Raw genomic sequence first — 26,351 nt, forward strand, 5'->3', positions numbered from 1 at the left:
CGTCTGTGGAGAGGGAGGTCTTGCTAAATATTTTGAAATTAATTAGTATCTGTAATGCTCCGGCTTATAAGGCCCTTCTTGCGGCACGCCGAGGTAATCGGCCTGTTCTTTGGTCAGCTTGGTCAGCTTCACACCGATTTGCTCCAGATGCAGGCGTGCAACTTCCTCGTCGAGGTGCTTAGGCAGACGGTAAACGTTCACCTCGTAGTCGCGTTGCCAAAGCTCTATCTGAGCGAGTGTCTGGTTGGTGAATGAGTTACTCATCACAAACGAAGGGTGTCCTGTGGCGCAACCGAGGTTTACCAAGCGTCCTTCTGCCAACAGGAAGATTGAATTGCCTGTCGGGAAGGTATATTTATCTACCTGTGGTTTGATGTTGGTATGTTTGATGCCCGGATAGCTAACCAGCTTTTCAACTTGTATCTCGTTGTCGAAGTGACCGATATTACATACGATAGCCTGGTCTTTCATCGCAGCCATATGCTCGATGGTGATGATATCCTTGTTTCCGGTCGTTGTGACGAAGATATTGCCTTCTTTGACGGCTTCCTCCATTGTCGTTACTTCGAAGCCTTCCATCGCTGCCTGAAGGGCGCAGATAGGGTCTATCTCGGTGACGATGACACGTGCCCCGTACGAGCGCATCGAGTGGGCACAGCCTTTACCTACATCGCCATATCCGGCTATGACGGCTACCTTTCCGGCAATCATCACGTCGGTAGCGCGTTTGATACCATCGGCAAGCGATTCGCGGCATCCGTAGAGGTTGTCGAACTTGGATTTTGTAACCGAATCGTTCACATTGATAGCAGGGATAAGCAGCTCGCCACGTTCCATCATCTGATACAGGCGGTGAACGCCGGTTGTTGTTTCTTCCGAAACACCTTTCCATTCGGTTACCGTGCGGTGCCAGCGTTGGTTGTCCTCGCGGAGAATCTTGGAAAGGGTATCGAGTATCACTTGTTCTTCGTGGTTCGTTCCTTTGCGGTTGAGGAAGTTGGCGTCTTCTTCAGCTTTGAATCCCCAATGGATAAGCAGGGTTGCATCGCCTCCGTCGTCTACAATGAGGTTTGGCCCTTTCCCTCCGGGGAAACGGAGCGCTTGCTCGGTACACCACCAGTATTCTTCCAATGTTTCGCCTTTCCATGCAAAGACCGGTATTCCGGCAGCAGCTATGGCAGCAGCGGCATGGTCTTGCGTCGAGAATATATTGCAGCTGCACCAACGGATGTCGGCGCCCAGCTCTTTCAATGTTTCGATAAGTACTGCCGTCTGAATGGTCATGTGCAGCGAGCCCATGATGCGTGCGCCTTTAAGTGGCTTGCTCGCTCCGTATTTCTTGCGGAGAGCCATCAGTCCGGGCATCTCGTGTTCGGCAATATCTATTTCTTTGCGTCCGAAGTCCGCTAAACTGATATCATCTACCAGATAAGGTAGGTTAGGGAGTAGTTGTTTTGACATAATTGTATTTTAATTATCTATATTTCAGAAAGGACAAAGGTAGCATGATTCGGCGGAATAACGAGCCTAAAATCCTTAAAAGCTACTTACTTATATGATTTTTGATTGTATATTGGTCGTCTTTGTATACGATGAAAGAGAGTATCCAGTTTTTGCCGGATTCTGCGATTTTTGCGGCATTCCGCTCTTCGAGGTATTGCTCAATTGTACTGTTCTGGAAGGCATCGACAAATGAGAGTGCCTCGTAGGGAGTTATGTCGGCAGAGGTTTGTATGTATTCGCCGATATCCTGTTCGTCCCTGTTTTTTGCTTTACGGGCATTGTAAAAAGTTGTCATCTTGTTATGGGCAACATACGATATACATTGATAATTGCCTGCTTTGTCGATGGATTCGACCATAAATACCGAATCGGGATTCAGTATATTGCGGTTGATAGACGAGATGACTGCCGTCCGGGCTTTGAATAGCTCCTCGCGTTCCTGAAAGTGGCCGGTCGATTTGTTCAGTTCGGCCAAAAGGGCTTTTGCCTCTTCTTCGGCATTTGTTCCGGTACAGCTGGCGAGAAGAATTAAAGCAGTAAGTAAAAGTGTTGTGGATAAGGATTTGGACATTAGATACTATTGATTATATATAATCTTCTCCGTATTTAAGTTTCACATCGGTTACAAATTGTCTGATACGTTGCTCTTCGTCTTTTTTGCATATAAGCAGGACATTGTCCGATTCGGCAACAATGTATCCGTCCAATCCTTGTATCACGGCTAATCTGTCGGACGGGAGCGTCACGACATTCTTGGTGCTGTCGTAGAACAAGGTTTTCGGCGAAAGGCTGGCATTGGCATTTTCGTCTTTATCGGATATGTCGTAGAGCGATCCCCATGTTCCTAAGTCAGACCATCCGAAATCGGCTGCCTGTACATATACGTTAGACGATTTTTCCATGATGCCGTAGTCTATCGATATATTCGGGCAGAACGGGAAGTTTTCGTTGATGAAGTTTATCTCCTCTTTGGTTCCGAATGTAGAAATTCCTGTATCGAAGCGATTGGTAATTTCCGGCAGGTGTTCGCGGAACGATTCGAGAATTGTCGTGGTATTCCAGATGAAGATACCTGAATTCCAAAGGAACTCGCCGCTTTCGTAGAATACTTTCGCCAAGTCTAAGTTCGGCTTTTCGGTAAAAACTTTTACTTTGGTTACTCCGTCGAGCTCGTTGTCGCTCATCTGGATATATCCGTATCCTGTTTCGGGGCGGCTCGGGCGTATGCCTAAAGTCAGCAATACGGGATGTTTCTCTACGAAAGAAAAGCCGTTCTCGATGACAGACAGAAAGTTGTCTTCTTTGAGTATCAGGTGATCCGAAGGAGCTACAACGATGTTGGCTTTCGGATTGATAGCATTGATATGATAAGTTGCCAAAGCGATGCAAGGCGCAGTATTACGGCGCATTGGTTCTGCCAGAATCTGGCTCGGATTCAGTTCCGGCAATTCCTGGGCAATCATTTCGGCATAGTCTTTATTGGTTACGATAAAGATATTTTCGATGGGGAGTATCTTTTTGAAGCGGTCGAAAGTCATTTGCAGCAATGAGCGTCCTGTCCCGAAAAAGTCAAGGAATTGTTTCGGGCGGGCTTCCCTGCTGAAAGGCCAGAAGCGGCTTCCGATACCGCCACTCATTATAACGCAATAGTTGTTTTGATTTTTTTCCATTACTTTATCTATAAAATGTACGCAAAGTTACAGCTAAAGGTAATACAAACAAAGGAAAAAGCAGTGATAGGAAGAAAAAATATGTGACAGATTGTAAAAAAGTCTTATCATATAATTGCTTGTTTGAAAAATATATGTATTTTTGCACCTCATAAGCCCAGATGGCGGAATCGGTAGACGCGCTGGTCTCAAACACCAGTGGATTCACTTCCATCCCGGTTCGATCCCGGGTCTGGGTACTGAAGCGGAGAAAGTTGAAAAACTCTCTCCGTTTTTTGTTTTCGTTCCTCGTAACTCATTGGTTTGTTGATAGGTTAGATCTGAAACTTTGTTCAAGAAATTGCTTCGAAGATAGAATCTATCTTCCTGTGGTGTAAAGGAATTGAGATGTCGGTATGGCTGATTGCCAAAGAATTACTATTTTAGCTGGTGATAAAAACAGAAACAATGGAAAAGCTATCCGAAATGCATATAGTATTTCAGAATTAGCTGTGATTTTTCAAACCTCGTCAATGTTTAACAACCTCAAAATATACTGTAAGAAAATAGTCCCTTTAACAGATGATGAACTTAATATTGTTGATAAATATTTTGAAGTCAAAAAGTTGAAGAGGAAAGATTTTTTATTACAAGATGGAAAAGTCTGCAATTTCATTGCTTTTATTGCTAATGGGGTTATAAGGCATTTTCATATTAAGGATGGTGTAGAAAAGACTTGTAATATTTCTTTCGAAAATTCGTGGGTGACTGACTTTCAAAGTTTTACAAGTGGTTCGTCTTGCGTTATGAATTTGCAGGCAATGGAACCCACAATAGTGTTTGTCATCAAAAAAGAAGACTTATACAGATTATACAACGAATGTCATAAATACGAAACATTTGGCAGACTTATGGTAGAACATGCTGCCCAATATGCGACAGAAATTGCAATGTCACTTTCATCTGAAAAGCCAGAGGAAAGATTTCAGAACTTACTAACTAAACATCCAAACATATTTCAACGAGTTCCCCGAAAATATATAGCTGACTTTTTAGGAATAAGACCTGAAAGTTTGAGCAGAATTCAAAAAAGAATTCACCTGAAACGAAAATCTTAACTTAAGTCATCGTCTACAGCCTTACTGTCTTTATACTTTTGTAACCAAAAGATGAAAAAAATTATGGACATGGTAACAAACGACAGCCTCATAGAACAGCATTTGGATTTTTCAAAAGTAAAAGCCTTTGAATATCAATTAGATGATGTTATGGAATTGATTGATATGGCTGAATTGAAAATCAAACTTAAAGAAGTTGAACAGGAATATAAGCAAAATCCGACAGAAATTAATAAAACCCGACTTGGCATTATTTTCCACGAAACAGCATTAAATCTTTCGTTCTTCTCCAAAACAACATTTAAAGGCTATGCAAAAAGAAGCTTTGATACATTAAGCGAACTCTTCAACTCGGCTAACACATCAAAAGAATTATTGCCATTTATTGCTTCCTACCGGGCGTCAGCTCTATCGCTGGTATGCGCAGAAACTAAAAAGTTGAAATTATTGGGGGAAGCATTTGCCTTGTTTAACGAAGCAGTGAAAAATTATTCGGCAGTTTCCTATTTACCTGAGTTCTTACGAGGAAGCGTTGCCGAAAATCTACCTTGGTTCTTCTTCGCAAAAAGAAAATTGGCAAAACAAGATTTTCAGTCCATCATAGACAAGCAAAATAAGAATGAAGAATATGCTAATTGGAAAGTAATAAGTTTTACTTATTGGGCTTGGGCAAAGCAACGACAAAGTTCTAAATATAGGACTCAGGCATTAGACTACCTTGACAAAGCAATAGCATTAGACCCCAACTACAAAGCAGGGCGAGAAAGAGCAGAAAAGTTGAAAATGAAGTTGACAAAATGAGGCTACAGTTAACAAGCGTAACTACAGAACAATCTCGATTCCCAAGTCAGAATCAGGAATAAATTTCCAATATTCGCTTAGCCTCCCTTCTGGTAATACTCCAAGAGGCTACCTCATCATTGTGAGACAGCCTCATTTCTCTGTATAAATTTAATTTATTATTTCTTATACATTTCCGGTTCTTTGGAGAAAATCGCTTTGATGCGTGACATATCGAACTTGGGGGTACGATCGTAATTGTATATACCATTCTGTTCTTGTTCGATATCTGTTAATTGCGTGTAGCAATGACCACGTACATAAGGAGTGGCTATGATTGCATCCATCAAGCCTTCCAGACGTGTATAAAATTCATTGAGTTCTTTTGGTGTTGAGCCATATCCCCATGAACTTCCTTCGTTTACTTTATCTACCCATCTGATTCCTCCCCATTCGTCGAGCAGATAGGGTTGCCCTGTGTATAATGAAAAGTCATTTCTCTTGTCATAGTGGATAGGTTCTTCCATCTCCATAAGAATTTCGCGCATTCTTTGAGGGTCTTGCTCATACTCATGAACAGTCCACATGTCAGCTATAACATATGTCCAGCCACTCACGCCGTTTACCGGACGATAATCGAGCCCATGAGTCAGGGTATATGTATCGCGCACCAGCCTATCAAAAGGCGGATAATCATTTCCGACCGGACGCCATATTTCGTTGAAAGGTGTCCATGTAATTATCGAAGGATGGTTGCGATCGCGAAGTATTATTTCCTGCCATTCACCCAAGAAGTTACGGGCTGATTCAATTTGATGAGGTTGCATCCCCCAACTTGCACCCTCGGCCCATGTCAGATATCCGAGCTTGTCTGCCCAATAGTGGAATCGTTCATCGAAAACTTTTTGGTGAAGGCGTGCTCCGTTGAATCCTGCAGCCATAGAAAGTTCGATGTCACGCTTCAGATCGGCGTCGGTAGGCGCAGTCCAAAGGCCTTCGGGATAGAAACCCTGATCGAGAACAAGACGCTGGTAAAGAGGTTTATTATTGAGATAAATCTGGTCACCCTCGATATGTATCTTGCGCAAACCGGCGTATGATTTCACTTGGTCAATAACTTTCCCATCCACATTCAATACGTCGAACTCTATATCGTAAAGGAAAGGCGATTCAGGCGACCATGTTTTCGGATTCTTAAGGGAGAGTATCGCAAAATTGTTTTCCGATGCGGGTACGGTAACAGTTGTTACTACTTTTCCTCCATCTTTTACGGTTGCGCGTAATTTTTGCCCTTTTTCTACGCTGTAGAAGCTTGGACGCACGACAAAACGTTTTCCATCCAGATCAGGAACTATATATACATTTTTAAGTCCACTCTTTTCAACGGCTTCCATCCAAACAGTAGACCATATCCCCGTTACGCGTGTATAGTTCGGCCCATTCGAATAGTATTCCTGACTTTGTTTTCCCGAAGGCTGGTGCCCTGAGCGGCGTTCGTCAGCTACCTGCACAACCAGGTCGTATTCTTTACCTGCTTCAACAAACCGTGTCAGATCAACACTGAAAGAAGAAGTACCTCCCCAATGCCTGCCGGCTACTTCGCCATTGATATATATGGTGGATTCGTAATCTACTCCTCCGAAGTTGAGCATGACATTCTTTCCTTTCCAGTTTGCCGGAATCATTAACTTGCGGTGATACCACATTGCTTCTATAAAGTCTTTGTATTCTACGCCGGATAGCTTACTTTCCGGGCAGAATGGGACGAGTATATTGCCGTCGAATCCCTTACTTTCGTGTAACTTGCGTTCGATCCCCGACTTGCCGAAGTCAAATGTATAACTCCATGTTCCATTGAGGTTTACCCATGCCTTTCTTTCGAATTGTGGACGAGGGTATTCGGGACGCGGCAGATTACCTTGTGCATGCAGGCACAAGACCGCGAAAATAGCTGTAGCTATTGTACATACAATTTTTCTCATTATCATTTTGTTTTAAAGTTATATGATTTATCCTTTCCCTATTTTAATCCATGTCGCCTTTTTCCATAGCCATTCTAATGGGCCTTGGCGATGCGAACGAAGCCACCAGCGGCAGAAGAAGAACTGTAAAAGAAATACGCCTATACCCATCAGAAAGCATACAGTGATGCCTGTGTGTTCGAAAAGCCTTAATCCCCAGTTGTAGAATAAGAACCCTCCCAGCAAAGACTGCGACAGGTAGTTCGTCAGGCTCATGCGTCCATAAGGTGCTAATGTATGCAGAACGCCTCTAAGCTTTGTCAGGTAATAGAGAAGTATTATGCCGGCAAACAATATGGCTGTAAATGCAATATTAGAGAGCGATTTGAGTATAAGGGTGGAAGGTACAAGTAATGCCTCGCGGCCGATGAAGTCGGGGAGTACGGCTATCAGGCCGTAAATCGGGAAAAAGGCAAAGGTGGCTATGATGAATACTTTAACCCAAACCTTGATATTCTTCTCCGAATAAGGGAACAGGCTGCTGCGTCCTATCAGCATACCTACCATAAACAAGGCTGCGGTTTGCGTAACCCTTCCGTGCAATATCATCCAGCCCATATTGGCCACATTGCCCGTCCATATGGCTGTTTTACACATTTCGAGGAAAGAACCTTCTTTCTGGGCGGCATTGACTATCTCCCAGTATGGCCCGTCGAACTCGGCATTCATTGTAAAATCGGGGTTGATAAGTGCATAAATCAGTTGCCCCCATTCCAGTGGTTGCAGCAAAAGAACGATTGCTATAATGGCGACTGTCCGGGTAGAAAGCCGGCAAACTGCAATCAGCACGTAACCGACCAATGCATAGAGCACCAATATTTCGCCGGGAAATAGCGTCGAATTGATGCAGGCTATAACAAATAGCAATATCAATCGCCAGGCAAACCGCCCACGAAAATCTTTCCCTTTCTTGAGTTGATTGTTATCCTGAATAAAGAAACTGAACCCGAAAAGTAACGCAAAGATACAGTAGGCTTTACCGGAAAAGGCAAAAAATATGCCATCCCAGATAACCTTATCTGTGAACATCAGCAGGCTGTTGGTTTCTTCCGGATGGCTGTTGAGGCTGAAGCGCTCGATAAAATGTATAAGGGTAATTCCCATTACAGCAAAACCTCGTAATACGTCTGCTATTTCTATGCGGTTATTACTGGTCGACATGGTGGTTGGTTGCACGTGGTTCAGATTAAAATGTTAACATATTCATTTACTGGCAGTACAAATCTATTATAAACCTTTGGTGTTTCCTAACAAATGCTATTCAATAAATAGCAAAATATGGTCTATAAAAGCTTTTCCGGATGGATGATATAGCCTGTGAGGATTAACTTCGGAAAGCAAAAACGCCCTGATAGAAAATCTGTCAGGGCGCTTTTTATAGGGAAAATAAGTTTACTTAATGAATGGTATCGATGGCTACGTCATAGATACAGAAGCCAAGATCGATAAACTGGTTGCCTTCTTTGTTGAGGCATTTCACGGCTATCAGGTTCGGTTGATTCGGTTTGATTGTCGCTTTTGCCTCCTCACTGATTTCAACTACTTTGTAGCGGTTGGTAAATTTAGGAAGGGAAGCAGCAAGTACACCGTTGATGTAGATCTCGCAATCTTCGTCGTGGAAAACCAACATTCTCAACTTAGACAAGTCACTTCTGTTCAGGTCTTTGAAATCTTCCCATTTTCTTAAATAGATATGGGATGTATTCCATTTCGTGTTGTTGCTTGCACCTTGCAGCGAACCGTTTCCGAATCCGGCAGCACCTGTTTTCCATGCATTGTCTTCGAATGAGGTATTTTTCCATGCATTTCCAGAAAGTGGTTTATCCGACATATAATATTTCCATTTGCTGACCATCTCTCCTGCGCGGGAGGTAGGGACGAGGATTTTGGAGGTGTGGGTGATATTCCGCTCGATAGCTTGTCTTATCTCGGCCAATTGAGCATCATTTACTTTTACCACCTTGCGGTCATAAGTAATCAGACCGTTTTCTTCGTCTTCAACATCGGTAATCTGGGTATAAACGGCAGCACATAGCCCGTTTGCCTGTAGACCTAATATCTGGTTTGTGAAGTTAACAAACCTGTCTTTCAATTCTTCCTGAGAATGTACCTCTGTATATTGCATCTTACTTCCTCCGATCCAACGGTGGCCATTGACCAGATAGGTGATACCTCCATACTCGCCGCATACCGATGCCCGTCTATTGACAGGATTAGGCAAAACGTTCGGCTCGGGATACCAGTGTGTATCTTTTATGTCGCCACACTCATAGTCGTTCCATCCGCTGGCAGCATTGATGAGGCGGTGAGGATCTGTTTCCTGTGCAATAGCAACACTTTTACGCGTTGTTGCTTCGTCGGGCTGTCCCCAGCTTTCGTTGTAGACAGTCCACAGCACGATAGAAGGATGGTTTTCCAACGACTTCATTATTCTTACCATTTCATCGTGGAAGTTATCCCTCAAATCCATATTCTTTTCGCCTATGATTTTGCCGTTTTCGCCGAATCCCGGATTCGGAATGTCTTGCCAGACAAGGATTCCCATTTTGTCGCAATGGTAGTACCAACGGGCAGGCTCGACCTTGATATGCTTGCGGGACATATTCATACCGAACTCTTTTATCTTTTCCAGATCGAATTTCAATGCTTCTTCGGTTGGTGCGGTATAAACGCCGTCAGGCCAATAGCCCTGATCGAGTACACCATAGTGGAAATAAGGCTTGTTGTTGAGGTGCATGATAGGATGGCCGTTGAAATATTCTACGCTGATCTTCCGCATACCAAAGTAGCTGTCTACTTTGTCTATCACCTTGTCTTTTCCGGTAAGTTCTACGGTCAAATCGTACAAAAATGGAGATTCGGGACTCCACAGTTTCATATCTTTTATGGCAATCGGCAACTCTTTATTGATGTCGGCATGGGTTGTCGTCATCAGCAACTTTTTACCGTCATAAATTTTGATAGTCGCTTTGGTATCTGCCTGTGCATTTTCGGCTAATACCTTGATATTGATAGTTGCGTTGTCTACATCGGGTACGATTACTAACTTTTCGATATGGGTTTTCGGTACTGACTCTAACCATACTGTTTGCCAGATACCTGTAGCAGGCGTGTACCAGATTATCTTTTCGCCTATCTTCTGTTTTCCGTGCGGATATCCTCCAAATTCCTGATAGTCCTGAACGAAGACACAGATTTCCTGTTCTTTCTTATTGGTAAGGGCATCGGTGATATTGAAAGAGAACGGATCGAATCCTCCTGTATGTTGACCTACCTTTTTCCCGTTGACATATACTTCGCATTTCCAGTCTACAGCGCCGAAATGAAGGAGTACGTCTTCTTTCTTCATGTTATTCGGGATGGTAAATTTCCTGCGATAGGCGAACACTTTTCCTTTATTATCGGCATGGTTGGTATCCATTATGCCCGAAATGGCAGATTCCATAGCGAAAGGAACGAGTATTTTCTTGTCATACTTTTGCGAGGCGTTGTAAGTCATAGCCTCTACTTTGGTAAAATCCCATAGCCCGTTAAGATTCAGCCAGTTGCTTCTGGTCATCTGCGGACGGGGATATTCGTCTAATACTTTTTTGGGGTCTACCTTTTCGGCCCAAGGTGTCATAATACGCGCCTGCTTCATTTCCCACTTTTGTGCAAAGGAGAAAGAGAAGGCAAAACAAGATAAGAGTAGAATTAAGTTTAATTTTCTCATGGTTTGATTATCAATAATTAAAATTCTTGTATGCAAAGAACGCATAAAGAGACGAAACCTTTAGGACAAAATTTAGTCAATTAATATAACTTACGGGGCATATAAGCTTTTTTAGGGTATTCTGATTACCACTTATAGAGAAAAATAAATCAAATACAACCAACCATATATCTTGGTCTAATCTCTTCTTTCGGCTCACAATAATTCGATATATCCCCTTTGCTTTTCGAAATATTCGGCTTGTGCTATTTCGTTCGATTCGGTTATCAAGATGGAGTATTTCTTTAGCGATTCCATCCATTCGTGAAGGGCATTACATCTGATTGGATTGGTGATTATTATCTTGTTGAAAAAGTGGAAGTTGAAAGACGACATTATATTCCCGTTCCAGTTGTTATAACTGCTATTGACATCGATGTTGATGTTGGACAAGTAAAAATAGTCCGATCCTTCTCCCCCGAATCTGACCATTTTTTCTACATAATCTATCAGGTCGTGGTAATCTTTTTTTATCCTCATTATCTCTTCATCGTTTATCAGCCCCAGCTTATAAAAGTAGGCCACTTCCTTCAAAGGGCTTAGAAACACATTCGAGTCTAAGATATATGTATTGTTCCTTATTTTGCGGGAATCTCTGGCAATCTCCTCTCGCAACTCCTCCAATTCCGGTGAAATTTCGACATCCGAATAGCGCAATTTCGATGAGCTTTTGTTTTTGCGGTGCAGCCATGTATAGCATGAAAACTTGAATATATCCTTGTAGTGAAAACTAAACTCGGCAGGCAGGTAATTCAATGCCATAATGGTCTCGGAGTTTTCGTACTGAAGGCGTATATCTACTTCCTGCCGGTACTTCTTTAGCCGGTCGAGAAAGGTTTGTCTCGGATCGTCATAGACAGGCAAATCAATTACTACCTCATTGCTATCCCTGTTCTGCCAGATAAGCTTATCTAACGAAAAATCGAGCTTCTGCGCTAAAAGGGTGAGCTCTTCAATCGTAAATGACATTTCTCCGCGTAACCTGCGGTAAGCAGACTCTTTGCCAATATCAAGCGTTTCTGACAAAAAATTGACAGGCTTGATATGGGGTGGTATTGATCCTACTATTTTATTGATTATAATAGTCCTTAGGTCTTTCTTATTCATATTAATATTCTTTAATAGAAATATCTCTTATATGTCGGCGCTGCTCTTCGATAAATTTTGTTTGCAAAATTTCGTCACATCCCGTTACCAAACTCGAATATTTCTTCAACGAATTGAACCATGTCCTGTAAGTTTTACATATTTCGGTATTTTCGGAATGAATTGTCGAACCAAAAGATATCCACAAATCCAACGTTTCCTCTGCTCCGAATTTACAGTACAAGCCTGTAGAATCGATCTGAGTAGTAGATAAATATATATTGGGTATATGATTCCCCTTTTTGACCGGTTGTTTTAACATATACTCCATGGTATCGATGAACTGGGAAAGGTCGTTTTGTAACAAAACGATCTCATCTTCCGAAATGAGTTTCCTCTTATAATAATACTGTATCTCGTGAAGAGTATTCTTCAGGAAATTATAGTCCAAAATATATGTATTAGTGCTATCTATCAGAGATTCAGACGTCTTGAGTTGCTCTTGTAACGAGAGAATATTATCAGGTAAAATAACATCCGAAAGGCTGAAATTCAGCGGCATTTGTTGTGTCTGATGTATCCATTTATAGTAGTAGAACTTGAATATATGATCATAATAGATGGAAGTCAGAATCATCAACCGGTTGGTTGCCACCAATATTTCGACATCGTCGTATTTCTTCAATCTTTTCCTCCCTTCGACATAGGCCGAAAGAGTTTGAGAGAAAGTTTTCTGAGGGTCGAACATCTTATTCGAACGAAATTGAAACAGAACCGAAACAGGTTTTGCTTCTTTTTCTCCGTCCATGAGTACTATTTCGTCTAAAGAAAAAGATAACTCCGACGACAATTTGATTACATCATCGAGGCTGAAAGCTATTTCCCCTTTAAGTCTCCTATATACAGATTCTTTACTGATTCCTAAGATCTCTTGCAAAAAATCGACAGGATTTAAATGAGAAGGTATTTTAGCTACTATTTTATTTACAATATTCTTTTTTAATATCGGATCCATAAGTCATACACCATTTATCCTAATTATTCCCCACTGCAAAACTACGACTATTTTTGCAAATACCATCAAATGGTTCGATTGCTTGATATTTCACTGGTAATCAAATTTGTAATTTCTTTTAATGGCACTTTTGCCGGAAAAATGTTGCATTTTTTAGTATATCCGGCTCTCTTGTATAAGCAAATCTTTAGCTTTTATCAGTGAGAATCGAAGAAAAGAAACACATTTTGAAAATATAACAACAGAGGTTGTCATAAAGTTGAAAATTAAGGATTAGTTTTCATTTTTTTTTCGCGGATTCTTTTTCCAACCATCCTTACCTTTGTATTGGTATAACAAAAGAACAATATAGCTGAGAAGTATAATCTCTTTTGAATAGACATAAAGTGAATAGGCATAATAGAGTATAGTTATTTTTATTGAAACGAACAAAGATCCATAGAAGTTTTCTCTTCTTATAATCTTATGGTGTGTAATAGGCAAGCAAAACATAATAGAACAAGTAAAATTAGAAAGCAATTATGAAATATTTAATATTTCCATTATTGTTACTTTTGGGGGTATCGCATCTTTGCGCTCAAGTAACAATTGGCTCTGGGATTCAACCTGTAAGAGCCGCATTATTAGAATTAAAGGATACAGAAACGGGGGTAATCAATGAGGTGACAGACGATGGCAATGTAACTTCTGTTACGGGAGGTATGGTATTGCCAAGAGTCAAATTAGGGAATGTCGCCACCCTCGAACCCTTTATACCTGTCGGAGATCCGGATTGGGTAAATGCTACTACATCGAAGATCAAGCAAAAGCATGCCGGATTGATGGTATATAATCTACGGACAACAGGCGGTTTTTCCCAAGGGGTCTATATTTGGGATGGAAATCTCTGGAAACCGGTGGGTGAGGGGATCTCTACACCAAATACTCCACAGGATAAATATTTCTATCTGCCCTCTTTCAATCTGCCATTGTCTACCAATAGTAGCGAAGTGTTGTATGTCGATCTCTACGCAGTGTATCAAAACCAATTCACCAAGGCAGAGAATACCTCTTTTGTAAGCAGTAATCCTGCGCTGGAACAAGTGACCACTTTATATGGTGCTATACACTTAGATTATGTGGTAACAGCTTATGATAAGACGCTTATTAATATCTTGGCCATAAGCGACGACGGCGTATTATATTATCAGGCATTGCAGCCTACTGCCCCTGAAGGATCGTTCATCAATATCGTTTTAGTAGTAAAATAGGAATGATAAAGAAAATCATATATTTATCTATTGGTATCCTCTTTTGTGCGAATAGCTTGTATGCCCAGAAGGAAACGTATAACTGGATTTTTGGTTACAATGCCGGGATGACTTGGAATACAACACGCAATTTTGAAGGGACATATGTATCTGGAGGAACGGGGAAAGTAATCCTCAGAGGTATGCCTACCAACATCCCTTCGGTAATGAAGGCCGATATGGGTTGTTTCACCCTCTCGGATAAGACAGGGAAATTATTATTGTTTTCCAATGGGGCTAATCTATGGGATGCGAAGCAATCGCTAATGAATTCGGACACTCCGATGATAGGTTCTTCGGGGAATGCACAATCGGGTATTCTGTTCCCTTATCCGGGACATCCTAACAAATATATAGCTGCCACTGTCGGTTTGTGGAGTTTCGACGAATTTGGTTATACAGTAATCGATATGAAAGCTAATTCGGGTGCAGGAGCAGTAGAATCCCTGAACAATACCTTCCCTTCCGGTCATAAGGGGAAACTCGGCTCCAGTGTTTCTTCCATCAGGCATGCAAATGGCGAGGATTATTGGGTTGTTGCTCCCGGAAAAGGAACGACCTCCTATATGAATGCCTGGCGTGTCAAACCTAATGGAATCGATCCTCCTGTTTATACCCAACTTCCCGTTGCTGTAGCAGAAAACAAATCTAATGGATATCTTAAATTCTCTCCGGACGGGAAATATTTTGTGTGGGGAACATTCAGTGACGCGAAGTTGTTTTTTGGAAAATTCGATTCAAGTACAGGCTCATTTAGTAATATAAAATATATTACTTCATCCAAGGCGGGAGGAAATGAATTTTATGGTGTAGAATTTTCTATGTCAGGGAATTACCTATATGTGACCGAAACAACATCTGATATGGGTCCTACGGCTTTTTTCCTTTATGCCTTCGATTTTAAAGAACTATTGACTACAGCATCTCCTCAATATTATTACGAGAATAAGATGAAGAAGATATCTTTCCCTTCCGCTACGGGAGGTATGCCGGCTGCCTTGCAATTGGGTCCCGATGGAAGGATGTATATAGCCGGATATCCATATTCGACGACAAGTTCTCCATCTTGTTTGTATGTACTGGAAAATCCTGAACAATTCAGTAAGTTGAAGATATTCAGATTAGACAATTTCCTCGATGGAACCGTACGTTGGGGGCTTCCTTCTTTTGCTGCCTCATGGTTCGAACTCAAAATCGGAGGCGAAACAGAATTCTGTTTAGACAATTTGCCAAAAGAATATACACTTGTGATATCAAAAGGGGTTGGTAGCGAAGAGCTCGCTTATAACCGATGGGACTTTGGCGATGGCTCGGCCACTGTGGATGATTATACCGTAGATGATGGAGCTATACAATCCCAATATCACACCTATGGCGCTGCCGGAGAGTATGAAATAACGATAACCTCGCATAGAGCCGACGGCACCGAAATAGCTTCGATGGGAAAGCAGCAGTTGAATGTCAAAGTTCTGCCTGTGCCTACGATGACCATTTCTGCTGATGACGTTTGTGTGGGAAGTTCGGGAACGATGACCGTTAATGTAACAGGCGGAGTGACGGTGAATTGGTACAGAACCTTGACTGATGTAACTCCGTTCCAGACAGGCTATACTTGTTCGACAGGATTGCAGGAAACGGCAGGGACAGTTACCTTTTATGTAGAAGCGTTGAATGCAAACGGCTGTTCTACAGGTAGAACTGCCGTACCTGTATTAGTAAAGAAATGTGGAACCGAATTTATTCCGGTAAATCCACATCTGAGAAGTGGATATAAGTAGAATAATAAGTGTTTTGTTAGTATGGGAAGGCGTTCTGTATACTATTCGCGAGATGTGTGTTGGGTTGGATTGAAAGAAGTATCTCGGATGAAGAAGTATGGAACGGGCGAGGCTGTAGCATTTTATGATTACAGCCTCGCTATTTTTATTATTCCTGCCCATTGCATAGCGACATTTATTCATAAGATTCATTCCGGCAATGTGATGGCAATATACTTCTTCCATAACCACCAATTGTTTTCTTCGTCTCCCTCTTCGTAATTTCCTGTACAGAAGTACCATGTATTCCCGACAATGAACGAATCAGAGACATAAAATGTATAACCAATAGCTTCGCTGGGAATATTGGCCGCTATTTCATACAAGTAGCATAATTGCTGGTAGCGCTTCGTTTTTGCGTTGTATCTCTCTATGCTGTAATCGATATTCTCTTGCCCGGAGAATAGCCCTCCTACGCGGTATCGCTTATCATGGGGAGATACGGCAGAACTTTCGGGGTTATAAGCTGGTTCGCCATTGTCGACAAATATGGCATATTCGCTACAGTGTCCTCCCTCATATACTATGATTCGTTCGCGCGGATAATAGGCTGTAAATCCGCCGCATTCAATATTGAACAGGAACCGGAACTCTTTACCCTTTCTTAGTTCGATAAGGCTATACAAGGTATCTTTGCTGTTAGTATAGGAGTTGTCGTAGATATGTGTTTTGTATGTAAACTTCAGTTTCTTTCCTAACAGCCGGTCTACCTCTTCCATCTTCCGCACAGGTTTGGAGGGTTTTATATAATGCTTGTTGTATAATTGCCTGAATTCATCGGACGTTATCCGTTGTACGCGATATGGCAGGCCTTCTACATATATTGTCGTATCTATGAGGGTGGTAGCCCAATCCTCCGGTGGATCGGCATGAAGGGAAGGAACGGATAGAATAAAAAAGGCTATAACTGCAGCGATTGTTTTTTTCATTGCCTGATGCGTATTTAGGAATTTGGACTTGTTTCTATCATAATCTCAGTACTGTTGCCATCCCAGCTATTGTCGAAATAGTAGATATATAAGACATCCTCATCGATGAGGTATCTCCATGAGCGATTGGCGACGAACGGGGACAAATCTGCAAGCGTCTTATATGTCTTTGTTTTGCCATCGTATATTTGCCAGAGGACAGCCGGATCGAGGTAACTGTATGCTTGGTATATCAGCCTGAACTTCCCTCCGGGAGCATACTGTACGTAAGCGGGGTCATATTCGTCCTCGCCCGAACGGAGATTGAATACGCTCTTGTCATAGTTCTCGAAGACAATAATATCTTCTTTGGGGTAATACTTGCTGAAATTCATCCCTTGCTCGAACTTCAATTTCATCCCCGACCGGCAGACTATCCCTTTTGTTATAACCATATTGTTGCCCCATCGCTCAAATACATCGTACATGATGCTTACTCCTTTTCCATAGAGTAGCAGCAACGAATCCAGATCGGTGATGACTGTCCCTTCGTAATGAGGCTCGAACGACTGGTAATCAGCCATTTTCGTCCCAGCATTTTTGCCGATAGTCCGCATGGTTACTTTATGCTTGCCCGAAGTGAAAGTTGTTTCTGCACCGGCACTTTCAGTGAATTGCTGCGCCATTCCTTTCGCGCATAACAGGGTAAAGAATATCAATAAGCTGTATTTCATTGTGGTGTACGATAATCAGTTGTCCGGTTTCAATATTTCCATCTTACGTTATTTGGTACAAATATACTTAATAAATGTGAGCAAGTACCTTTCTGCTTTTTCAACCACGAAGGGCACAAAACACTTCTTTACAGGACAGATATCCCTGTCAAGTTTCGTCAAAAAACTACTTCGCTGATAATCAGTCGAAATTTAGTTAAAACTTGACACTCTTGACATATTTGACGCGATACAGTGTTTTTTACCTGTCATTTTTTATTTTAACCGCGGAGTTTTTCACGGAGTAACACGAAGTGAAAGAACAGTTTTGTCATGCCGGGCAAATGCGAGACATCCCGACCCGGCTATGAACAAACAACGCAAAGCGCAACGAGACCCCTTGCCGCTGCTCGGAAAGACAAAGATGCGGAGCATCAACAGACATCAGTTAACTGTTTTGCTCCTCTCCCACAATGGGGAGGCTTATAAATATAGATAAAGATGTAGCGAAAAAATCGTGTCATTCTTATGTGAATCAGTATTATCAAAAATGTTTTTTTAAATTGTACTGCTGCGTAACTGTCGTTGTGTGGCTACCCCGTCTATCCGGCAATGTTGGAATAGGAAAAAGTACAATGCAGCGAAAAAGAAACGCAAGGAATCTTTGATTCCGCGCAGTAAATATTTGGCGCCCTTATCTTTTCATATCCCTAAAAATCCTATCTTCGTATGTTAAATGACTATACCCCCAATGAAACAGCTGTTTGTGATGCTATTTTTGCTGTTGCCCGTATTCGTCTACGGACAACGTAGCGATGTATCGTCCGGCTATGTGGAAGGGAAAGTCATAGACAAGCAACTGGAAGAGCCCGTTTATTCGGCATCCGTCTCGCTGCTCCGTTCCGATAGCAGCTTTGTGAAAGGGATAACGACCGATAGCCTTGGCTATTTTCGTCTCTCTGCACCTGTCGGGCAATACATCATGCAAGTATCATTTGTCGGCTACCAGACGGCTTACCGGAATATCCAACTGACCGATATGGAGCCCGTAGCTTCGTTGGGGAATGTCTATATTCAGGACAAGTCCATCCAGCTCGGCGAGGCGGTTATCACAGGCGAAGCGCCGGCGATTGTCGTGAAAGGAGATACTATCGAATATAATAGCAGTTCCTATAATCCCGAAGAAAATGCAATGCTTCGCGATCTGATAAACAATATCCCGGGGCTCGAAGCCGATGAGGCCGGCAATATTCTGGCAAATGGGAAGCCCGTTACCAAGATATTGGTCGATGGAAAGGAGTTTTTCGGTAACGATATTGCATTGGCGCTCTCAAATCTCCCTGCCAATATGATCAAGAAGCTCCAGATATTCAAAGACGAATCCGAATCATCCAAGATAACAGGCTTCAAGGACAAAGAGCCGGAGCAAACCCTCAATCTGGTCGTCAAAGAGGAACTGAAAGAAAGCATCTTCGGCGATGCTATGGCAGGCGCGGGCAACCACGATCGGTATAATACGCGCCTCTCTACCAATTATATGAAAGGGGAGAAGCAGGTTATGTTTGTGGGGCAGTTGAACAATGTCAGCCAAAGCCCTTGGTCGGTCAGTAACAAAAAGGATAAGCAACAGACTTTTGCGCTGAGTACCTATTTCAACCCGATGAAAAAAATGGAGCTGGGGCTGTATGCCCGCTATTCGTCCGACACGGGACAGGACGAAAGCTACAGCAACACGCAATATTACCTCGACAGCGGCGACCGTATTTCTAAGCAGGAGATGATGGGACTGAATAAGTCGCGCAGGCTTTCTACCGGCTTCAACCTGAAATGGGAAGTCGATTCGGTGACGACTATCTATGCCCGCTCGGGGATTAGCTTCAATAACAATGAATCAGCGAATCGCACAACGGGCGTATCGTATGTCCAGAATGCTGCCGATACGACCAGGACGGACTACCACAACCGCACGAAAGGGGATGGATATAGCATCAACTCGTCTATAACGGCAGGACGTAAACTCAATAGTAAAGGGCGCGCCGTAAGCCTCTCGTTGAACCACTCCACCCGCAAGAGCGACGATAAGGGGACGAACGAGTCGTCGACCATTTATACAGGAAGTACACCTTCTATATTGCTCGACCAACGCTTCAAGACGGACAACACGAATAACAGTTATGGCTTTACCTTCGATTACATAGAGCCGATGGGCGAAGATAATTTGCTGCGGCTCTCGTATACCCTTACGCGCAATAAATCGAACCGCGACCGGAACACGTATAAGCAGGATGCGATGGGCAACTACACGCTGATAGACAGTACCTACACCCGCGAAACGGAGAATAAGAATACCAACCAGAGCATCAGCCTCGAATTTCAGCGGACGAAAGAGAAATATAACTATACTATCGGTGTCAGTGTAGACCCTTCGTCGTCGCAGAGCGATATATGGCTGCTCGATTCTGTCGTAGATAACCTCAAGCAGAGCGTAGTCAACTATTCGCCTTCGCTCCATTTCTCCTATAAACCGAACAATTCTACTACGTTCGACATTGGCTACTATGGCAGCACAAGCTATCCCTCCACCCGCCAGTTATCGGCCGATACTACCGTCGTGAATGCGACGAATAAGACATACGGAAATCCCGATTTGAAGCCCAGCTACCGCAATCAGCTCAATTTATTCTATCAGAAATCCGATTATGAGAAAGGGAGTTTCCTGATGGTATCGGGAGGATTCAATTATACCTTCAACGATATTGCCGCCTATTCGCTAATAGATAATTTGGGCAATACGGAGAATACCTATCGCAATGTGGACGGGAATATGAGCGCCGACTTGTCTTTTATGCTGAATACGCCACTGCGCAACAAGAAGTTCACCATAAGTACCAATACTTTCAGCTCTTACTACCGGAATGTCGGCTTCTCGAACGGTAAAAAGGCGATAACCAATAACTATGTTATCAGCGAAGATGCCTCCCTCAAATATAAAGTAGAGAAATTTGAGACTACTTTGCGGGCAAGCGCCAGTTTCAACTTTGCTAAAAACAACCTTTCGCAACTCGATAACCAGAATACGGCAACCTACAAGGTCGAGAACAGAAGCAAGTTGAAGCTTCCACTCGATTTCACCGTTCAAAGTGACTTTTTCTATTCGCGTTATTCGGGCTATGGAGACGATTTCAAGAAGAATGAATTTCTCTGGAATGCTTCTGTCAGCAAAGAATTTCTCAAGAAGAAAAAAGGACGCCTCAAACTCGAGTTCTTCGACATCCTGCAAGATCGCAACAATCTGCGTCGCGTGGTAACGAGTACCTATTCGTCCGACACGCGCACCAATACCATCAGCCGCTATTTTATGCTCTCCTTCACCTACAAGTTCAACATCTTCCGCGGAGCGAAAAGCACCTCCGACGAGGATATGGATATTTAGCCCTTTCTACCGGAAAACAATCCTCATTATAAGGTGTTTATATAACAAATATAAACTACCATTATTATGACTACCATACGATTGAAACGTGTCTACGAAGATTGCGAAAAAAGCGATAGATTCAGGGTTCTTGTCGATCGCCTGTGGCCGAGAGGCATAAAGAAAGAAGCCCTCAAATACGACCTTTGGGCAAAAGATATAACCCCTTCTCCGCAGTTGCGGCAATGGTTTCATCAAAATCCCGATAATAATTGGGATCAATTTGCTTTTCTCTATAAGAAAGAGCTTAGCGGTTCGCCGGCTGTTAAGGATTTTGTTGCGATAGTTAAACAGCATCCCGTGGTGACGTTGTTGTATGCCTCCAAAAGTCCCGATCACAACCATGCGCTGATACTGAAAGGCTTTATTGAGAAGCAATTGAAAGGGTAGGGCGGAGAATGCTATTGCACTTAAAATACTTTTCTGTAGATGCCAATAACACATCCTTCACAGATATATAAGGTCGAATTCCGTTTGGCAATGTGCTTCGTTAACGTTTTATCATGTTCCGCAATCCTTTTTTCTTCCTCACCGATTAGGAAATTAGGTTTTTTGTAGACATGATGTATCGCATCTAAACCATATGTTTGTATCTCCGGGTTATAGGAACGAAGCCATTCCCGGAATGTTGCAATATTCTTGAAGTCATCAAAAGAAAGTCCGTCTTTTTGCGTCCCCATATTCATAACAGGAGCCATTCCGCACATATAACCGTATGGCTCGTATGCTATCAGATCTTTTATTAAATCATCCTTAGTTGTTCTTGTTTGATATAAAGAATCGTGTTTAAGCATATATTCTGTTATTTTTCCTTCGTCGAAAAAAGCATATTTTTCTTCTTCGTAAATAGGATCTACTATTATGCCGATATTCGTGCTGTCTTGTAATAATAGATGGAATTTTGCAATGAAAAGGGTAAATTCATCATTTTCGATATAGGGCAGTCTGACTTGGTAGATTGATTCTTTTACCCCAAAATCCAAATCTCTCGTAACTTCTTCGTTGATATATTTCTTAGGCAGGTTCTCGTTAGAAGAGCCTCCGAAATCTTTTTTTGACAATTCATCGAAAGAGAAATTCGCGACATCAGACAAATAAGAAACAAGCTCCTCCTCAAAATTCTTCTGAGGATAAAGAGATAAGGAGCAGCAAAAGAGAGTTATGAGGATAACAGTATATCTCATGGTCAAGCTTTTTCTTTACGAATATAGTGAAATATTCTTGCGTATTGATATTTTTGTATCTTTGAGATTGCGACAAGATTCAATCTTTAAATATACAACTATGAATAGAATTATCCTTATTGGCAACGGCTTCGATTTAGCACACGGACTACCCACCAGCTATAAAGATTTTATCGATGATTATTGGACGAATAAAGTAATTAAGTTAAAAAGAACTATTCATTTTGTTAATGAAGAAAATGACCCATTTGAAATTTTTAATTTTTCTGTAAATGGATTCTATTTTAATCCTCAATTGAAAGAATCCTATTATGAGCTAATAAAACTAATTGAAGAAAATGGTGGAAATTTCCGTTTTAAGAATCAATTCCTAAAAATTATCACAGAAAAATGTGGCATCCAAAATTGGGTAGACGTTGAAAATGAATACTATGAGTTATTGAAGGATTGTATTGAAGGGAAAAAGTATTATAAGGATGTTGACGAATTAAACAAAGACTTCGACCGTATAAAATCACTACTGAAAGATTATTTAAGAAAGATTAGTCAGCAAGAAATTCCTATCCGCTATAATATTAGGAATCATATATATAAGCCGTTTTTTTGCTCCGAAATTACAAAATTAGGATTGAAAAAATTAGATGAAAACGAGAACATAAAGCTTCCGGGAAAAGAACCTGTTTATCCTGAGACGATTTGCTTTTTGAATTTCAATTACACCAATACACAAGAACCATATCTCGACCAATCCGATTTCGAATTGGATGAACACATCAACACTAAGGTTATCCATATTCACCGGAAATTAGACGACGATTCCATCATCTTCGGTTATGGCGATGAAATCGGGGAAGATTACGCTAAAATAGAAAACCTGAATGATAATAAATATTTAGAGAATATGAAATCGATAAAATATCTGGAAACAATGGATTACCGGAAGTTGCTCGATTTCATAAACGATGGCTTATATCAAATTTATATTTTCGGGCATTCGTGCGGAAACTCCGACAGGACACTGTTAAATACTTTGTTCGAGCATGAGAACTGTGTTTCCATCAAGCCTTTCTTTCATCAAAGGGAGGACGGAACGGATAACTACACGGATATAGTGATGAATATTTCCCGCCATTTCAGCAGTAAAGCAATGATGCGCGACAAAGTCGTGAACAGGGAACTTTGCGAGCCTTTACTTTAGGTAGTTTCTAAATATACTTCATCAGCGCTGCCACCGACAGGATTTCGACCTCTTTTCCGTTGGTGCGTATCAGCCCTTCGTCCGACATCTTTTTCAATTCGTTCGCCAAGGCCGGGCGTGTAACGCACAAGTATTCGGCCAGTTGTGTCTGATTGTGCTCCATAACGGCCAATCCATCGCTCTTTTTGTGGTTGAGGATATAGTAAATAAAACGGCTTCGGATGCTTTTGTAAGACAGTATGCGCAGGCGGCTGACGGTGCAGGCGTTGCAATTGCCTGTCAGGCGAAGAAAATTCTTCAATAGCTCGGGCTCGGAACTGATAATCTTAAAGACCGATTCTTTTGTAGCCTTCAAAAGAATAGTTTCCTCAATAGCCGTAAATGTTGCCGGAAAAATATTATTGTCGTTGAACAGGTGCGGCGTTGCAAAACTGCGCGGAGCAACGATATTCTCCACTTTGACGTTGTTCCCCGAAACATCTATGATATTCACCTCCAGATTTCCCCGCAACAAGATATGCATGTGATTGCACGGCGTGTCCTGCCGGATTACGATTTCACCTTTCTTGATTTCGTAAACGGCATAATCCATTTTATCAAGCATGGTTTCTTTGAATTCATCGCTTACCCCTCTGAATAAAGGTATTTTATGGATGACTCTGATTTGTTCGTCTGTCAGGTGTGTCTCTTTCATTGGTAACAGATTAAACGTTCTTTGCAAACAAAGATAGATTTATCTGCTGAAATAAAAAAATACCCCTCCCTCCTAATTCGAATATACATGTATACTGTTTTGAGCAGCAGGCAGATAGTTGACGCCAATCCAGGTAACCATCAATAGGAGGAATGCGACAGACAGCAGCCACAATACCAATTTGGGATGATATTTTTGCAGGCGCATATGGATATATATCAGGTATGCCGCCGAAGTGATGAATGCCCATGTCTCTTTCGGGTCCCACGACCAATAGTGCCCCCATGCCTCTTTCGCCCAGACAGCCCCCATCAACATGCCGAGAATCAGGAAGCCGAAACCGATATAAACGACATTGTCCATCAGTTTATACAGGTTTTCATCCGCCTTGCCTTTGTAGACGTTGCGCAGCTGGATAAACGATGCGATTGTTGCCGCTCCCAGCATGGCATACGATAAAATATAAACCGTCACGTGCGGAACGAACCAATAGCTTTGCAAGGCAGGCATCAGATTGGTAGAGTGTATCTCGGGTTTGAAGATATTGATACAGGTGAATACGCAGGCTACCAGTGCCGAAAACGACAATAGCCAGTTATACTTCCAATGCCGGTAGGTGAGATAGCCTATCGCCGCCAGAAAGAAAGAATACCACAATCGTGTTTCGCCGATGGTACGCAATGGCGGACGTTCCTGTCCAATCCATAATCCGACGATGAAAGCGGCAAATATAACAATTCCCACTATCATCAAACCTTCTACGATAGCAGGTTTCTTGCATGTATAAACCAATATTCCGGCGCTTATCCAACAGAGCATGGCCGGAATGGCAAACCAAAGGAATTCATCCCAAGTCATTCTCTTTCCTCCTTTTCTTATTTCCCGACCATAACAAACAAACCGAGCCGATTGCCAGCAAGGCTATCCCAGCGTAGGCGGGATAGAGCCACGGATCATATACCAGCTCCATGCTGCTGTAAGTAGACATTTTTCCGGCATCATTGTCGTAGCCATATTGGTAGATTGTCCAGCTTCCTATTCGCAGCGGCTTGTTGACTTCCAATACGGCATCTATATCCTCTACCTCGTCACCTTTCTCGTCCTTCTTCAGGAACACCTTTATATCCGACATGAAGCGTTTAGGAGCAGCCTTATCCATCACTAAGGTATATTGCGAATCCAACGGGAGTGTCATGTATAATTGCGCCATATTGCCGCCCGATATCCATTCTTCTTTCATTTCACCCGTACGGCTGTTTGTAGCCGTTATGAGGGCGGCGGGACTTGCTCCGGGCATGTGTACCTCTTGATAGGTGCTGTCACTGTTTCGCACGGCTAAATGGATATATTCCTTCAGTTCGATATCCCAATCCATCAACTTGCCGTTCGGGCGTTTCTCGTCAATCTGATAAACGTCCGGCTTGCCTTCGGGCTGCGTTTTGCCCGTTTCGCGGTCTATTATCATCAATGGAGGGTTGTATTCTTCCATATCGAAATCGTTGAGTTGAATGGCAATAGGCAGCTCCAAAACGGCTTGATTCTCGTCGTTATAGACACGCCACTCGACTTCACCCTCACGTACGTGCATCACGTAGCGCCGGATATCGGCCGCACCGAAGCCCGCGGCAAAAAGCAATATCCACAAGCCGATATGGTTGAAGTAGAAAGCATAATCTTCTTTTCGGAAGGCAATTAACCGCCTTACAATCAGCGAGCCTAACGAAAGCAGGGTGAGAAAATACGTTATAACGAAAGGCCACGAACTGGTAACCTGCCTGAATCCTAAGCGGGATAGTATGCTGTGGTCGTGCGGATGCAGGCGTACGACCTGCGGTGTAAGCCCCATAATCAACCCGAGTATCAGCAACGCAGCAATCAACGTAACGGAAAACGGAACTCCCGAAAACCATTGATAAAAGGATGTTTTTCGGGCAAATGAAAACAAGATTAGGAGTACAATAATCGCCCCTCCAAATATCAGGTTGACAGGCTCTTGCAGCAACAGGTAATCGAAATTTCCGACTATCCATTGCAATATAAAGCCGATAATAACAAATCCTGCCACAAAAGCGATGCTTTCGCTGTATCGCCAAGGGAATTGCCACATCCTGCGTTTGTTTTCTTTCATTATGCTTTTTAAGGTAAAATAAAAA

General features: G+C 42.3%; 21 protein-coding genes and 1 tRNA gene. 8 read left to right on the forward strand and 14 right to left on the reverse strand.

What is annotated here, in order from left to right; all coding sequences use genetic code 11:
• Positions 1 to 42: 42 nt before the first annotated feature.
• The 3 genes from ahcY to D0T66_RS11020 all read right to left on the reverse strand — a co-directional run bounded on the left by ahcY (position 43) and on the right by D0T66_RS11020 (position 3,173).
• A complete protein-coding gene (gene ahcY, locus D0T66_RS11010) occupies positions 43 to 1,461 on the reverse strand; it encodes an adenosylhomocysteinase (RefSeq protein WP_163357335.1) in 1,419 nt (472 codons plus the stop codon).
• A gap of 82 nt (positions 1,462 to 1,543) precedes the next feature.
• Positions 1,544 to 2,074 carry a hypothetical protein gene (locus D0T66_RS11015; RefSeq protein ID WP_163357336.1) on the reverse strand — a complete coding sequence of 177 codons (531 nt, stop codon included), beginning with the start codon at positions 2,072 to 2,074 and terminating at the stop codon, positions 1,544 to 1,546.
• 13 nt (positions 2,075 to 2,087) lie between these two features.
• A complete protein-coding gene (locus D0T66_RS11020) occupies positions 2,088 to 3,173 on the reverse strand; it encodes a mannose-1-phosphate guanylyltransferase (protein ID WP_163357337.1) in 1,086 nt (361 codons plus the stop codon).
• 155 nt (positions 3,174 to 3,328) lie between these two features.
• Between D0T66_RS11020 and D0T66_RS11025 the strand changes: the two genes are divergently transcribed.
• From D0T66_RS11025 to D0T66_RS11035, 3 genes are all read left to right on the forward strand, one after another.
• Positions 3,329 to 3,412 (forward strand) — tRNA-Leu (locus D0T66_RS11025).
• Between the two features lie 156 nt (positions 3,413 to 3,568).
• Positions 3,569 to 4,270: a Crp/Fnr family transcriptional regulator gene (locus D0T66_RS11030; protein ID WP_221412215.1), complete on the forward strand. Its 702-nt coding sequence runs from the start codon at positions 3,569 to 3,571 to the stop codon at positions 4,268 to 4,270.
• A 51-nt stretch (positions 4,271 to 4,321) separates the two neighbouring features.
• Positions 4,322 to 5,071, forward strand: a complete 750-nt coding sequence (locus tag D0T66_RS11035; RefSeq protein ID WP_221412216.1) for a hypothetical protein — start codon at positions 4,322 to 4,324, stop codon at positions 5,069 to 5,071.
• A gap of 158 nt (positions 5,072 to 5,229) precedes the next feature.
• Here D0T66_RS11035 and D0T66_RS11040 read toward each other — a convergent pair whose 3' ends face one another.
• The 5 genes from D0T66_RS11040 to D0T66_RS11060 all read right to left on the reverse strand — a co-directional run bounded on the left by D0T66_RS11040 (position 5,230) and on the right by D0T66_RS11060 (position 12,923).
• A complete protein-coding gene (locus tag D0T66_RS11040; RefSeq protein WP_163357339.1) occupies positions 5,230 to 7,032 on the reverse strand; it encodes a glycoside hydrolase family 2 protein in 1,803 nt (600 codons plus the stop codon).
• Positions 7,033 to 7,059: 27 nt separating this feature from the next.
• Entirely contained in the window at positions 7,060 to 8,232 is a 1,173-nt protein-coding gene (locus D0T66_RS11045; RefSeq protein ID WP_163357340.1) for a DUF418 domain-containing protein, read from the reverse strand.
• Between the two features lie 235 nt (positions 8,233 to 8,467).
• Positions 8,468 to 10,783 (reverse strand): glycoside hydrolase family 2 protein, encoded by a 2,316-nt coding sequence (locus D0T66_RS11050; protein WP_163357341.1) that lies wholly within the window; start codon positions 10,781 to 10,783, stop codon positions 8,468 to 8,470.
• Between the two features lie 195 nt (positions 10,784 to 10,978).
• Entirely contained in the window at positions 10,979 to 11,929 is a 951-nt protein-coding gene (locus D0T66_RS11055) for a hypothetical protein (protein ID WP_163357342.1), read from the reverse strand.
• A gap of 1 nt (position 11,930) precedes the next feature.
• Positions 11,931 to 12,923 (reverse strand): helix-turn-helix domain-containing protein, encoded by a 993-nt coding sequence (locus D0T66_RS11060; RefSeq protein ID WP_163357343.1) that lies wholly within the window; start codon positions 12,921 to 12,923, stop codon positions 11,931 to 11,933.
• Positions 12,924 to 13,444: 521 nt separating this feature from the next.
• Between D0T66_RS11060 and D0T66_RS11065 the strand changes: the two genes are divergently transcribed.
• Together D0T66_RS11065 and D0T66_RS11070 are read left to right on the forward strand one after the other, a co-directional pair.
• On the forward strand, positions 13,445 to 14,173 hold the full coding sequence (locus D0T66_RS11065) for a hypothetical protein (protein WP_163357344.1): 729 nt from the start codon (positions 13,445 to 13,447) through the stop codon (positions 14,171 to 14,173).
• Between the two features lie 2 nt (positions 14,174 to 14,175).
• Positions 14,176 to 15,990, forward strand: a complete 1,815-nt coding sequence (locus D0T66_RS11070; protein WP_163357345.1) for a hypothetical protein — start codon at positions 14,176 to 14,178, stop codon at positions 15,988 to 15,990.
• A gap of 188 nt (positions 15,991 to 16,178) precedes the next feature.
• Here the strand turns inward: D0T66_RS11070 and D0T66_RS11075 are convergent, their stop codons facing one another.
• The gene (locus D0T66_RS11075) at positions 16,179 to 16,958 is read right to left on the reverse strand and encodes a hypothetical protein (protein WP_163357346.1); all 780 of its coding nucleotides are present in this window, start codon (positions 16,956 to 16,958) and stop codon (positions 16,179 to 16,181) included.
• A gap of 14 nt (positions 16,959 to 16,972) precedes the next feature.
• Positions 16,973 to 17,671, reverse strand: coding sequence for a hypothetical protein (locus tag D0T66_RS11080; RefSeq protein ID WP_163357347.1), 699 nt, complete (start codon positions 17,669 to 17,671; stop codon positions 16,973 to 16,975).
• Positions 17,672 to 18,401: 730 nt separating this feature from the next.
• On the opposite strand from D0T66_RS11080, the gene D0T66_RS11085 reads away from it, so the two are divergent.
• Both D0T66_RS11085 and D0T66_RS11090 read left to right on the forward strand, forming a co-directional pair.
• Positions 18,402 to 21,083: an outer membrane beta-barrel protein gene (locus D0T66_RS11085; RefSeq protein ID WP_163357348.1), complete on the forward strand. Its 2,682-nt coding sequence runs from the start codon at positions 18,402 to 18,404 to the stop codon at positions 21,081 to 21,083.
• A 66-nt stretch (positions 21,084 to 21,149) separates the two neighbouring features.
• Positions 21,150 to 21,512, forward strand: a complete 363-nt coding sequence (locus tag D0T66_RS11090) for a DUF488 domain-containing protein (RefSeq protein ID WP_163357349.1) — start codon at positions 21,150 to 21,152, stop codon at positions 21,510 to 21,512.
• Positions 21,513 to 21,532: 20 nt separating this feature from the next.
• Here D0T66_RS11090 and D0T66_RS11095 read toward each other — a convergent pair whose 3' ends face one another.
• Positions 21,533 to 22,306: a hypothetical protein gene (locus D0T66_RS11095; protein ID WP_163357350.1), complete on the reverse strand. Its 774-nt coding sequence runs from the start codon at positions 22,304 to 22,306 to the stop codon at positions 21,533 to 21,535.
• A 100-nt stretch (positions 22,307 to 22,406) separates the two neighbouring features.
• Here D0T66_RS11095 and D0T66_RS11100 point away from each other — a divergent pair, with 100 nt between their 5' ends.
• On the forward strand, positions 22,407 to 23,504 hold the full coding sequence (locus D0T66_RS11100) for an AbiH family protein (RefSeq protein WP_163357351.1): 1,098 nt from the start codon (positions 22,407 to 22,409) through the stop codon (positions 23,502 to 23,504).
• Positions 23,505 to 23,511: 7 nt separating this feature from the next.
• Here the strand turns inward: D0T66_RS11100 and D0T66_RS11105 are convergent, their stop codons facing one another.
• The 3 genes from D0T66_RS11105 to D0T66_RS11115 form a co-directional block, all read right to left on the reverse strand.
• Positions 23,512 to 24,198, reverse strand: a complete 687-nt coding sequence (locus tag D0T66_RS11105) for a Crp/Fnr family transcriptional regulator (RefSeq protein WP_163357352.1) — start codon at positions 24,196 to 24,198, stop codon at positions 23,512 to 23,514.
• 72 nt (positions 24,199 to 24,270) lie between these two features.
• On the reverse strand, positions 24,271 to 25,056 hold the full coding sequence (gene ccsA, locus D0T66_RS11110) for a cytochrome c biogenesis protein CcsA (protein WP_163357353.1): 786 nt from the start codon (positions 25,054 to 25,056) through the stop codon (positions 24,271 to 24,273).
• The gene (locus D0T66_RS11115) at positions 25,043 to 26,326 is read right to left on the reverse strand and encodes a cytochrome c biogenesis protein ResB (protein ID WP_255489809.1); all 1,284 of its coding nucleotides are present in this window, start codon (positions 26,324 to 26,326) and stop codon (positions 25,043 to 25,045) included. Before D0T66_RS11115 ends, ccsA begins: the two co-directional genes overlap by 14 nt.
• Between the last annotated feature and the right edge of the window lie 25 nt (positions 26,327 to 26,351).

Source organism: Dysgonomonas sp. 25, from assembly GCF_010501075.1.
Taxonomy (GTDB): Bacteria; Bacteroidota; Bacteroidia; order Bacteroidales; family Dysgonomonadaceae; genus Dysgonomonas.